General features: G+C 68.8%; 9 protein-coding genes. 5 read left to right on the top strand and 4 right to left on the bottom strand.

Features of this window, described 5'->3' with window-relative positions; genetic code table 11:
* From DM816_RS34290 to DM816_RS34300, 3 genes are all read right to left on the bottom strand, one after another.
* Positions 1–1,111 (bottom strand): glycoside hydrolase family 3 protein (locus tag DM816_RS34290; protein ID WP_162908115.1); only part of this gene is annotated, 1,111 nt, incomplete at its 3' end.
* A gap of 59 nt (positions 1,112–1,170) precedes the next feature.
* Positions 1,171–2,481, bottom strand: coding sequence for a histidine--tRNA ligase (gene hisS, locus DM816_RS34295; protein WP_117214624.1), 1,311 nt, complete (start codon positions 2,479–2,481; stop codon positions 1,171–1,173).
* A gap of 25 nt (positions 2,482–2,506) precedes the next feature.
* Positions 2,507–3,196 (bottom strand): MBL fold metallo-hydrolase, encoded by a 690-nt coding sequence (locus DM816_RS34300; protein WP_117214625.1) that lies wholly within the window; start codon positions 3,194–3,196, stop codon positions 2,507–2,509.
* A 146-nt stretch (positions 3,197–3,342) separates the two neighbouring features.
* Here DM816_RS34300 and DM816_RS34305 point away from each other — a divergent pair, with 146 nt between their 5' ends.
* The 3 genes from DM816_RS34305 (at position 3,343) to aspS (ending at position 7,351) form a co-directional block, all read left to right on the top strand.
* Positions 3,343–4,287, top strand: coding sequence for a peptidylprolyl isomerase (locus DM816_RS34305; protein ID WP_117214626.1), 945 nt, complete (start codon positions 3,343–3,345; stop codon positions 4,285–4,287).
* A gap of 22 nt (positions 4,288–4,309) precedes the next feature.
* Entirely contained in the window at positions 4,310–5,134 is an 825-nt protein-coding gene (locus DM816_RS34310; protein WP_342768785.1) for a peptidylprolyl isomerase, read from the top strand.
* A gap of 441 nt (positions 5,135–5,575) precedes the next feature.
* Entirely contained in the window at positions 5,576–7,351 is a 1,776-nt protein-coding gene (gene aspS, locus DM816_RS34320; RefSeq protein WP_117214627.1) for an aspartate--tRNA ligase, read from the top strand.
* 356 nt (positions 7,352–7,707) lie between these two features.
* Here the strand turns inward: aspS and DM816_RS34325 are convergent, their stop codons facing one another.
* Positions 7,708–8,826, bottom strand: coding sequence for a hypothetical protein (locus DM816_RS34325; RefSeq protein WP_117214628.1), 1,119 nt, complete (start codon positions 8,824–8,826; stop codon positions 7,708–7,710).
* A 291-nt stretch (positions 8,827–9,117) separates the two neighbouring features.
* On the opposite strand from DM816_RS34325, the gene DM816_RS34330 reads away from it, so the two are divergent.
* Both DM816_RS34330 and DM816_RS34335 read left to right on the top strand, forming a co-directional pair.
* Entirely contained in the window at positions 9,118–10,323 is a 1,206-nt protein-coding gene (locus tag DM816_RS34330) for a low temperature requirement protein A (RefSeq protein ID WP_162908116.1), read from the top strand.
* A 164-nt stretch (positions 10,324–10,487) separates the two neighbouring features.
* The gene (locus tag DM816_RS34335) at positions 10,488–11,948 is read left to right on the top strand and encodes a replication-associated recombination protein A (RefSeq protein ID WP_117214631.1); all 1,461 of its coding nucleotides are present in this window, start codon (positions 10,488–10,490) and stop codon (positions 11,946–11,948) included.
* Positions 11,949–12,737: the final 789 nt, after the last annotated feature.

Here is a 12,737-nt window from a genome sequence, read left to right on the forward strand (position 1 = left end):
CCCGCAGGGCCCGCCGTGCGGCCGTCAGCCCGATTCCCGGGGTCTGTGTGGACGCAAGCCGCACCCGCCGCAGTGACCGGCTCCACGCCGCGAACTCGGCCACCCGCGCGGCGGCCGCGGCGAGCCGCTCCTCCGGCAGCGTCCCCGCCACCACGGCATCGACGATCGCGTCGCGCAGCAGCACGGCCACCTCCTCGGTGGCCGTCTCGCCGCCCACGCAGATCGCGTCGGCGCCCGCCGCGAGTGCGAGCACCGCCGCCCGCGCGAGCCCGTACCGCCGCGCGACCGACGCCATCTCGATGCCATCGGTCACGACCATCCCCGTGAACCCCATCCGCCGCCGCAACAGGTCCACGAGCACGGCTCGGCTCATCGTGGCCGGGTGTTCCCCGTCGATCGCGGGCACGAGGATGTGCGCGGTCATGATGGCCCGTGCGCCCGCCTCGATGGCCGCGCCGAACGGGTGCAGCTCGACATCGTCCAAACGCGACGGTTCCGCTTCGATGACGGGCAGCCCGTGGTGCGAGTCGACGCCGGTGTCGCCGTGCCCGGGGAAGTGTTTGGCGCAGGCGCCGACGCCCACCGATTGCAGGCCGCGCACCCATGCCGCCGCGTGCCGCGATACCAACTTGGGGTCGGCGCCGAACGAGCGCACGCCGATGACCGGGTTGGCCGGGTTGTTGTTCACATCGACGGTGGGCGCGTAATTGAGCGTGACCCCGGCCGCCGCGAGCTGCGCGCCGATGTCGGCCGCCACGGCCTGCGTGAGGGCCGGGTCGTCGACGAACCCGAGCGCGCAGTTGCCGGGCCGCCTGCTGCCCGAGGTGACCTCCAGCCGGGTCACGTCGCCCGATTCCTCGTCGATGGCGATGATGACGTCCGGGTTTTCCTCGGCAAGCCCCGCGGACAGGGCCGCGACCTGCTCGACGTCGACGATGTTGCGCCCGAAGAGGACGACTCCGCCGAGTCCCTCCGACAGACGCCGCCGGATCCAATCCGGCGGCGTCGTGCCAACGAAGCCCGGCTGTAAGACGGCGTCGGCCAGCCGTATCAGGCTTCCGTCGCCTCGGTTGCGAGCGACATCGTGGCGCGCGTGATCGGTGGCTGTCATCCGCTGTGGCTCCCCAGGTTTCGGTCGCGAGGTAGCCCACAGACTATTACTAAACTTTACTAACCAAAAGACCCACTGATCGTCGGGTAAAGGTCGCCATCCGGAGGAGTCCACGCGTCGGGGGCGGCGGCGATCTGCTCGCCGGAGCGGATGTCCTTCACCTCCGACGAGTCGGGGAACCACACGAACGGGATGCCGCGCCGCTCCGCGTAGCGGATCTGCTTGCCGTACTTGGCGGCGGTCGGCGAGACCTCGGTGGGAATGCCGCGGGCGCGAAGGGCGCCGGCGATCCGGTTGGCCGCACCCCGTGACGGCTCGTCGGCGAGCGCGACCAGCACGCAGGTTGGCACGGATCGGCTCGCCGTGAGCGCGTCGCGGCCGAGCAGGATGCCCAGAAGCCGCGTGATGCCAAGCGAGATCCCCACGCCGGGGAAGCGGTCGTTGCCCGATGTCGCCAGGTTGTCATAGCGCCCGCCGGAGCAGACCGATCCCGCCCGCTCGTAGCCCTGCATGATCGTCTCGTAGACCGTGCCCGTGTAGTAGTCCAGGCCGCGGGCGATTTTGAGCTCGGCGAAGCACAGACCCGGCGCGTGCTCGTTGGCCGCGTCGATGACCGTCGCGAGCTCGGCCAGGCCCTCGTCGAGCAGTGGATCGGACACGCCGAGCTTGCGCACCTCGTCCACAAAGGACGAATCCGGTGTGGAGATCTCGGCCAGAGCGAGGCACAACTTGGCCTGCGCATCGGCGACTCCGACCTGCGCGAGCTCCGCAGCCACGCCCGCCGGCCCGATCTTGTCGACCTTGTCCACGGCGCGGATCGCCGCCTCCGGGTCGACGATGCCCAGGCCCTGGTAGAAGCCTTTGAGCACCTTACGGTTGTTGATCTGCATGCGGATGGGCGGCAGCGGCAGCCCGCGCAGCACGTCGGCGATGATCAGCGGGAGCTCCGCCTCGTAGTGCGCCGGCAGCGTGTCGCGATCGACGATGTCGATATCCGCCTGGTAGAACTCCCGGTAGCGGCCTTCTTGCGGTCTCTCTCCGCGCCAGCATTTTTGGATCTGGTACCGGCGGAAGGGGAACTGCAATTTCCCCGAGTTCTCAAGCACGTAGCGGGCGAACGGCACGGTGAGATCGAAGTGCAGCCCCAGTGTGGAGTCGGACGTGTCCTTCTCGTCGGCCTGGAGGCGCCGCAAAAGATAGACCTCTTTGGACGTCTCGCCCTTCGCGAGCAGCGTTTCAAGCGGCTCGACGGCGCGCGTTTCGAGCGAGGTGAAGCCGTAGAGCTCGAAAACTCTCCGGGCTCTGTCGATCACTGCCTGCTCGACGATGCGCTGCGCCGGCAGCCACTCTGGAAAACCAGAAATAGCCATTATTCGGTACCCCTCAAAAGTCTGTTTAAAGGCCACGCGCGGGAGCGGAGCCTAGGAGCTCGCGCAGGAACGGGTTGTGCGCCCGCTCGCGGCCGATGGTCGTCTGCGGTCCGTGGCCGGGCAGCACGACGGTCTCGTCGGCCAGCGGCAGCACCTTGTCACGCAAACTGGCCATCATCTCCGTCATGTTGCCGCCCGGCAGGTCGGTGCGCCCGATGCTGTCGCGGAAAAGCACGTCGCCGCTGAAACACAGCGGTTCGCGCTCGGTGCCGCCGGCCATCCGGAACATCACCGACCCGCCGGTATGGCCCGGAGCATGGTCGACCAGCAGCTCCAGCCCGGCGATCGAGACGGTCGCGCCGTCGGTCAGCTCGGCGACGTCATCGGGCTCGCTCCACTCGAGCCCGCGGAAGAACACGGACGGGTCCATGCTCAGCGCCTTGGAGGGGTCTTTGAGCAGCTCACGATCTCGCGGGTGGATGTACGCGGTGATGCCGCGGGTGCCGCAGACGGGCGTCACGGAGAACGTGTGGTCCAGGTGCCCGTGGGTCAGCAGGACCGCGGCCGGGTGCAGCCGGTGCTCCGCGAGCACAGCGTCGAGCTGGTCGATGATGCCGATGCCGGGATCGATCACGACGCACTGCTCGTCCGGGGCGGCGGCGACCACGAAACAGTTGGTGCCGAACGCCTGCGCCGGAAAGCCCACGACCAGCACAACAAGCTCCTTCCATACGTGTCGTGGAGAGCCTAATGCTCAATCCTCGGTCACAGTTGGTAGGCGGACATAACCATTTACCGGACTTTGCCCGTACACTCGCCCCGGCGTGTATCCCTTTTCGAGTGGTGTGATGGAGGACACGGGTGGCTACAAGCAGTACCCGGCAGCGCAAGCTTGCGCGTGCGAAGCTTGACCGGCAGCTGGCCAGACGGGCCGATCGGGAGAGAAGGCAGCGACAGCTCAAAGCCGCTGCGGCCGGCGTTGTCACCCTCCTCGTCGCCACAATGGGCGGGCTATGGATCGGTGGAGTGTTCGACAAGGAGCCGCTTGCGCCGCCGGTGGCCAACGACTGCACCTGGAACGAGCAAAACGTCGCGGCCAACGCGGACCTCAAGGACGTCGACATGCCCAAGACCACGGGCATCGCCAACTCCGGCCAGTCGACGATGACCGTGCAGTTCAACTCCGGCACGGTGACCATCGACCTTGACCGCACGCTGGCCAAGTGCGCGGCCGAGGCCCTGGCGTATGTCGCCGGGAGCGGCTACTACACCGACACCAAGTGCCACGAGATCAACGAGGGCGCGCTGCGCTGCGGCGACCACTCCGGCTCGGGTAACGGCGGCGCCGCCTTCACCTGGGTCCCGGAGAACGTGCCCGCGCAGGCACCCGTGCCCAGCGCGGAGCCGTCCGTCTCGCCCGGCGCGTCCGAGGCCCCGACCGGCTCGCCCTCCGGGTCGCCGTCGCCCAGCAACTACGTGCGCTACCCGGCCGGGACCGTGGCGATGCAGCCCGGCGTCACCGGCAGTCAGTTCCTGATCTTCTACCAGGACTCGACGAGCACCGCCGAGTACTCGATCGTGGGCACCGTCCGCCCCGGCGGGCTCGACGTGATTAAGAAGATCGTTGATGCCGGTACCGTAGACAACGGCAAGGGCGCCAATACCAAGCCGAAGAACGATGTGATCATCCAGTCGTTGACGGTCGTGGACCCGGCCGCCCAGCCGAGCGCCATCCCGAGCACCGAACCGTCCACCCAGCCGACCGCCTCGACCCCGCCGACCGCATCGGCAACGCCCGGCAGCTGAGAAGTAACCAGGAGGATTGACCGTGAGTTCCACCAACACCCGCGAGCGGGCGGCCGCACGGGCCCGGCTCGAGCGTCAGATGGCGGAGAAGCTGGACGCGGCCCGCAAGCGCAAGCAGCGCTTGGCAATCGTCGGCGCGGCGGCTGGCGTGCTGCTGGTCGCCGGCGCGGTCATCTGGGCGGTCTCTTCGACAGGGGACAAGAACACCGGCGCGACCGATGCCACGCCGTCGGCCGAGCCCGGCAGCTGCATCTGGACGCCCGATGACATCACGCAGAACCCCGACCTCAAGGATGTCGGCGCGCCGCCCACCGGCAAGGCGCCTGACAAGGGCACGCAGACCATGACCATCCAGATGAACATCGGCACGCTGGAGGTCGAGGTCAACACGGCCAAGGCCCCGTGCACCGCGCGCAGCATGACGTACCTGGCGAGCAAGAACTTCTTCGACAACACCAAGTGCCACCGGATCACCACCGAGGGCATCAAGGTGCTGCAGTGCGGTGACCCGGCGGGCAAGGGCAGCGGCGGCCCGACGTACAAGATGGCCGAGGAGAACCTGCCCAACTTCACCGACGACCTGAAGAACTATCCGATCGGGACGATCGCGATGGCCAAGACGCAGCAGCCCAACTCGACGGGCAGCCAGTTCTTCATCGTCTGGGGCGACACGCCGCTTCCGGGGCAATATACGGTGCTCGGCAAGGTGACCAAGGGAATTGAGAAGATCCAGGAGGCCGCCAAGGCCGGCGCGAAGGACCCGGAGACCGGTGCCGACGCCACCGACGGCACCCCCAAGACCGAGGTCATCATCCAAGAACTCACCGTCACCGAGCCGCAGGCCTAATTTGCGGTCGCGGCCCCACTTTGCGGTCGATCATGAACTTACGTCCATGTTCGACGGTGTGTCGCCGCGTTAACTTCATGGTCGACCTGCGGCCTCTCCGGCGTGTCGATCATGAAGTTACGCATGCGACGCGTCGCTCGGCATGGATGTAAGTTCATGATCGACCTGTGAAGTCGGTCTGCTCGCTGGCCCGCATGCGCGACGCACTGCGCGCGCTCAAGATGATCGCATCGATCTCGGCCTCGAGGGCGTCGACGGCGTGGTGGATGCGGTCGGCGTCGGGTCCGGCGGGCAGCGCGTCGGCGTCCGGCCCGGCGGCCGGCGGGCGGCGTACAGGCGCAGGGCGGTCAAGGGAGTGCGGAGGCGGTGCGACAGGTCGGCCGCGATCTCGAAGGTACCCAAGTCGGTTGAATGTCGGACCCCTCTGAGAGAATGAGTCCCATGATCCGAACACATCAGGGCGGGACCCTGCGCGCCTCGCATGCCGGGCAGACCGTCACCCTCGCGGGCTGGGTGGCCCGCCGCCGCGACCACGGTGGAGTGACATTCATCGATCTTCGTGACGCGTCGGGCGTGGTGCAGATCGTGTTCCGTGATCAGGAGGAGGCGCATCACCTGCGCAACGAGTTCTGCGTGAAGGTCACCGGCACGGTCGAGCCGCGCCCGGCCGGCAACGAAAACCCCGAGCTGCCGACGGGTTCGATCGAGGTGATCGTCACAGAGCTGCAGGTGCTCAGCGAGTCCGCGCCGCTGCCGTTCCCGGTCGACGAGCATGTGACGGTGGGGGAGGAGGCGCGCCTGCGCCACCGCTATCTCGACCTGCGCCGCCCGGCCCAGGCCGCGGCGATGCGCTTGCGCTCCCGGGCCAACGCGATCGCCCGCGAGGTGTTGGGCGCGCGTGACTTCGTGGAGGTGGAGACGCCGACGCTGACCCGGTCCACGCCCGAGGGCGCGCGCGATTTCCTTGTGCCCGTGCGGCTGCAGCCCGGCTCGTGGTATGCGCTGCCTCAGTCACCCCAGCTGTTCAAGCAGCTGCTGATGGTCGCGGGCCTGGAGCGTTACTACCAGATCGCCCGCTGCTACCGCGACGAAGACTTCCGCGCCGACCGCCAGCCCGAGTTCACCCAGCTCGACATCGAGATGTCCTTTGTGGAGCAGGAGGATGTCATCGAGCTGGCCGAGGGGATCGTGCGCGCGCTGTGGAAGGAGCTTGCCGGGCACGAGATAGTGTCGTTCCCGCGACTGTCCTATCACGACGCGATGGACCGCTACGGCTCGGACAAGCCGGATCTGCGCTACGGTGTCGAGCTTTCCGAATTGACAGAATATTTTTCTGGTACGGAGTTCCGCGTCTTCCAAGCCGAATACGTCGGAGCGGTCGTGATGCCGGGCGGGGCCGCACAGACCCGCAAGGAGCTCGACGGCTGGCAAGACTGGGCCAAGGCGCGCGGCGCCCGCGGCCTGGCCTATGTGGTGCTTGACGCCGAGTCCGGTGAGGCCCGTGGCCCGGTCGCCAAAAACCTGTCCGAGGCCCACCTTTCCGGCCTCGCCGACGCCGTGGGCGCCAAGCCGGGTGACGCCATCTTCTTCGCCGCCGGACCGCGCCACGCCGCGCAGGAGCTGCTCGGCGCCGCACGCGTCGAGATCGCCCGCCGCACGGGCCTGATCGACGAGTCGGCGTGGTCGTTCTGCTGGATCGTCGACGCGCCCATGTTCGAGCCCGCCACCGACGAGGTGGGCCGGCAGATCGGGTGGACCTCGCTGCACCACCCGTTCACCTCGCCCAACGCCGATTGGGTCGACAACTTCGAGTCCGCGCCGGACAAGGCGCTGGCCTACGCCTACGACATCGTGTGCAACGGCAACGAGATCGGCGGTGGCTCGATCCGTATCCACCGGGCCGATGTGCAGAAGCGCGTGTTCAAGCTGCTGGGCATCTCCGACGAGGAGGCGCAGGACAAGTTCGGCTTCCTGCTGGAGGCGTTCCAATACGGGCCGCCGCCGCACGGCGGCATCGCCTTCGGCTGGGACAGGGTGTGCATGCTGCTGTCCGGCACCGACTCCATCCGTGACGTGATCGCGTTCCCGAAGTCGGGCGGCGGATACGACCCGCTTACCGGCGCGCCCACGCCGATCACGCCGCAGCAGCGCCGCGAGGCCGGGGTCGACGCGCAGACTCCGGCGCGCGCCAAGCAAGGCGCGGGCAGCACGGCCTGAGCGCGGCCTGCTCGACGGGGTAGCACACAGCTCGGCTTCGTTTGGGCGGGGTTGCCGAGGTTGGTGAGTCGCGTGCAGGCTGGGCGTGTCTGCCGTGCCGCGTGCTCGGCTTCGCCTGGGCGGCGTTTGCCGCCGTGGGTGAGCCAAAGGTGTTGCGAGCTAGGTTTTGCCTGAGCGGCGTTGCTGCCGTGGGTAAGCCGCGCGCAAGCCAGAAGCGACGCGGGCTTTGCCCACCGCCTTTGGTGAGGGCTTCGCCGCACGGCAGTCGGACGTGTCCGTTGGTGGGACGGCAGGTTTTCGGCGCGTCCAAACAGCGCGTCTGCGATGCCGTGCGTCGGTCAGGGCCCGGGTGTCAGTCAAGAAGTGGCAACGAGTTCCGGGGCGATGCGGGCGGCGTGGGCGGTCGCGGCGGTGGCCTCCTGGGGCTTGCCCATGCGTTGGAGCGCGGCGGCGGTGTCGAGGTAGTAAGCCGCCTGCCGCTCGGCCGGGCGGATGTGCTCCGGCTCCAGGTGCTCGACGGCGTGCAGTGCGCCGCCCGGGTCGCCGAGCGCGAGCAGGACCGAAAGCCGGTGCAGCGCAACGTTTGTCGGGCCGAACGCGGTCCAGCCGTGGTTGCCGTCGAAGCCCAGGCCGTCGGCCACCCGAGCCGCATCGTCAAGGCGCGCAATGGCCTGCGCCCGGTCGCCGAGCCGGGCGTGGGCGAGGGCCTCGGTCAGCAGCAGCGCACCGTAGCCCGACAGCGGGCGCGGACCGTCCAAAGTGGTCGCTTCGCGCAGCCGCTGGGCGGACCGCGCGCTCAGCGCGGCGGCGGTGTCGGCGTGCCCAGAGCGCAAGAGCACCGAAGCGGTGGCGCGGTCGCTCGCGGCGACGGCCAACGGCTGCCCGCTGGTGCGCGCCTCCTGCGCGCAGCGCTCCGCCGCGAACATCGACAGCGGCACGTCGCCGAGCTTGAGCAGCAGCTCGGACGCCACGTGGTAGGCCTCCGCGGCGAGTTTGCCGACGCGGGACGGGTCGAGCGAGGCACGCGCGCTGCGCAGGGTGCGCATCAGCCGGGGCAGTCGGTCGGACGTCTCGCGGATGCGGCACGCCTGGTAGCCCATGCGCATGTGGGCCACCGCGCGTTCGAGCCGGATGAGCGCGGGCGCGGCATCATCGTGCTCCGGCTCGGGCGGGTTGACCAGAGTCGCGACGAGGTCGGGTGCCCCGCGGCCGGGCTCGGTCGCGAGCCGCATGCGCGTGTCGTGGCCGGCGGCGAGCAGGTGGTCGAGCCGCACGTGCACGTCATGGCTGGCGGCGGCGAGCAGGCGGTCGAGGCTGCGCTGCGCGTCCCAGCGCAGCCGCATGGCATCGCCCCTGCTGCTCCAGTTGGCCACGCTGCGCCGGGAAATGCGCGCGAGCGCGGCGAAGTCGTCGATGCTCAGCCGCATCGCCTCGCGCAGCGCGTTGGCCTCCCGGCCCGTCCACACGGTGACCACAGTCTCACCCCCGTCCCCCGGTCTCCGGCGCGGAAACGCCTACAGTTTAACGAAAAATTAAGCTCCTAATCGGACATAAGCCTCACAGTTGCACTGAAATTGCACCGCAACTTCATTATGCGGACGAGCCTTTCCGGGCAAGCTGGTAGCCAGATCCCGGGCGCCGTCGGTCCATCGGCGGGGCAGCGGGGGCGGGACACGCGTCGGTGTCTTCCAAACCGAGGGTGTGGCAGCACTCGCCGACCGTCGCGTGTCCCGAAATTTGTCGGAGGAGGATGGCACACTCAAGCCATGGCAGCAACATCATCACGGCGGCCGGCCAACATCGTCACGCTCGCCGAGGGGGCAAAGGTCACCCCGGCCGAGCTGTTCCTTGACCTGGTGTTCGTTTACGGTTTCACGCAGGTCACCGGGTTCATGGCCGCTGACCTGAGCTGGACCGGCATGGTGCGCGGCATGGCCATCCTCGGCCTGCTGTGGTGGATGTGGACCGGCTTCGCGTGGCTGGGCAACATCGTGCAGGCCGACGAGGGTCCCGTGCGCATGGTGCTGTTCGCCGTGGTGGCCATCGTGTTCGTGGTCGACGTGACCATCCCGGAGGCGTTCGTCGACATCCCGGGCGGGCTATGGGGCCCTTGGGTTTTCGCGATCGGCTACATGCTCGTGCAGCTGACCCATCATTTCTTCATGCTGTATACGGCACGCCGCCTGCCGCGCATCCGCCGCAACACATTGATGCTGCTCGTCCCGACGCTCACCGCGACCGCACTGCTCCTGGTCGCGGGCGCCAACACCGACCCGGCGGATCAGACGGTGCAGACGATCCTGTGGGTGGCCGCGCTCGCGGTGATCTTCGGTGGCATCTACGCGATCCGGGCCGAGGGGTGGCAACTGTCGGCCGCCTCCCACTTCGCCGAGCGGCACGGGCTGATCGTCATCGTGGCGCTGGGCGAGACGATCGTCGCGATCGGCGTCGGGGTGTCGCGCCTGCCCATCTCATGGGAGATCGTCGTCGCCGCGGTGCTGGCCGCCGCCGCGCTGGCCGCGCTGTGGTGGGCATACTTCGACGCGGCCGTGATCGCCGCGGAGCACGCGCTGCACCGTCTCAGCGATGACGAACGGCCGCGTGTGGCCCGCGACGCGTACACCTTCATTCATTTCCCGATGATCGCGGGCATCATCCTGCTGGCGCTGGGGCTCGAAAAGGTCTTCCAGCACCTCGCCGATCCCCTGAGCTTCAAGGGCGTGTTCGCGCTATATGGTGGCGCGATCCTGTTCCTCGTCGCGCACACCGCGTTCAAGCTGCGCGCCACCAGGCTGTTCCATTGGGTGCGCCCGCTCGCCTCCGTGCTGCTGCTCGCGCTGATCCCGTTGGCGATCAAGATGTCGGCCCTGTTTGCCCTGCTCACGCTGAGCACCGTGCTGGTGGCGCTGATCGCGTACGAGTCGGTGCGCTACGCCGAGCTGCGTGACCGCATCCGGCACGGACAGGCATGAGTGCATAACCGAGAGTCGTAGCATCACCGAGGGTCATTGGTCGCGCGGTATCGGCTTATGACGGTAGTTGCCCAGATTTGCAGCGAGTCCGTCGCGACCCCGCGAGAGTGTCGTGATCCCGCGACGATTTCGACGTGTTCGGCGTGGCGGGTATCGTCGCTGTGATGCAACCCGACGGCCTGTTCGACCTGACGCCCCCGAGCGGTGGTGCCCAGGGGTTCGGCTCGCCGTCGGCGCAGCCTCACGGCCACGGCCGTGGCGCCTCGTCGGCCGCGGGTTCACGCTGGCCAGACATGCCCGCGTCGCCCTCGCTGGCCGCCGTCGGTCCGGATGCCCCGCTCGCCGTCCGCATGCGCCCGGCCAACCTGGAAGAACTCGTCGGGCAGGATCACCTGCTCGCGCCGGGTGCGCCGCTGCGCCGGCTGGTTGCCGGGGGCGCGCCCATGTCGGTGATCCTGTGGGGCCCGCCCGGTTGCGGCAAGACGACGATCGCCCACCTGGTCGCCGCCGCCGAGGAGCGCCACTTCGTGGCCATGTCCGCGCTGAGCGCCGGGGTCAAGGATGTGCGTGAGGTGATCGACGTGGCCCGGCGCCGTCGCCGGTCCGGTGGCAAGCCCACAGTCCTGTTCATCGACGAGGTGCACCGGTTCACCAAGACGCAGCAGGACTCGCTGCTGGCCGCGGTCGAGGACGGCACGGTGACGCTGCTCGCCGCGACCACCGAAAATCCGTATTTCTCCGTGATCTCACCGCTGCTGTCGCGGTGCATCCTGCTGACTTTGCGCCCGCTAGAGGACGGCCATGTGCGGGAGCTGATCCGGCGTGCGCTGATCGAAGAGCGCGGCCTGGGTGGCACGGTCAAGCTCGCGCCCGCAGCCGAGGATCACCTGGTGCACCTGGCCGGCGGCGACGTGCGCAAGGCGTTGACCGCGCTGGAGGCCGCACACGGTTCGGCCGTGGCCAACGACGAGAGCGAAATCGATCTCGCGACCGCCGAGCGGGCCGTCGACGTCGCGGCGCTGCGCATGGCCGGCGCGGGCGACGAGCGATACGACGTGGTGAGCGCGTTCATCAAGAGCATGCGAGGGTCCGATGTGGACGCTTCGCTGCACTACCTGGCCAGGCTGCTGGTGGGCGGGGAGGACCCCCGGTTCATCGCCCGTCGGCTGATCATCCTGGCGAGCGAGGACATCGGGATGGCCGATCCCACATCGCTGACCGTCGCCACCAACGCGGCCTATGCGGTGCAGCACATCGGGCTGCCGGAGTGCCAGCTCAACCTGGCCCAGGCGGTGATCCATCTGGCCAGCGCGCCCAAGTCCAACTCGGCGACGCTGGCGATTTCGGCTGCCCTGCAGGACGTGCGTGCGGGCAAGGCCGGTCGCGTGCCCAAACACCTCAGGGACGCCCACTACCAGGGCGCTAAGGGGCTTGGCCACGGGGCTGGCTACCGGTACCCTCATGATGATCTTTATGGGGTTCTCAGCCAGCAATATCCGCCGGACGAACTTGTTGGGGTGGATTACTACCACCCGACCCTGCACGGAGCGGAGCGACAGATCGCCGAGCGCCTGCCAAAGTTGCGGCAGGTCATACGGGGCAGCAGCGAGGAGGAGAATTCATGAGCCGTCGTGGCACCGGCGACTCGGATGGCCGCCGTCGCGAGGAGGCCGACGAGGACACCGGCTGGATCGCCGATCTACGCAAGGCGAAGAAGGCGGGCGACGGGCTGAACCGTTCCGAGTTTACCGGCGGTGGCACGGATCGCTGGGCCAAGCTGCGCGCGCTCAGCGGAGATCCGGATGAGAGCCCCGCACCGCCACCGGAGCCACCGAAGGGCCGCCGTCGCACGCCGGAACCGGCAGAGCCGGAATTGCCAAGGCGGGCGCCGAAGGCCAGCCCCGAGCCGCAGCCGAGCTCCGGTCGACCCACTTCCGGGCCACCGACTTCCGGGCCACCGACCTCGGGGCCACCGACCTCCGGCCCGCCGATCTCCCCGGCGGCTCCCGTGGGTACCAGGCACGTCCGCCCGCCCGACGAACCCGATCCCAAGTCGTTGGTCGGCCGCCGAGCGCGGCCTGCGGAGGAGCCCGATCCGAAGTCCCTGATCGGGCGTCGTGCGCGGCGTGAGGCCGAGCCTTCGCAGGAGCCGCCGGTCGGGCGGCGGCCTGAGCCTTCGCAGGAGCCGACGATCGGTCGTCAGGCACGGCCGGAACCTTCGCAGGAGCCGTTGATCGGGCGTCGGGCACGGTCTGAGCCGGAGAGTGAGCCGACGATTGGTCGTCGGGCGCGGCCTGAGCCGGAGAGTGAGCCGACGATTGGTCGTCGGGCGCGGCCTGAGCCGGAAAGTGAGCCGACGATTGGTCGTCGGGCGCGGCCTGAGCCGGAGAGCGAGCCGACGATTGGTCGTCGGG

It is taken from the genome of Allorhizocola rhizosphaerae (genome assembly GCF_003426775.1).
Taxonomy (GTDB): domain Bacteria; phylum Actinomycetota; class Actinomycetes; order Mycobacteriales; family Micromonosporaceae; genus Allorhizocola; species Allorhizocola rhizosphaerae.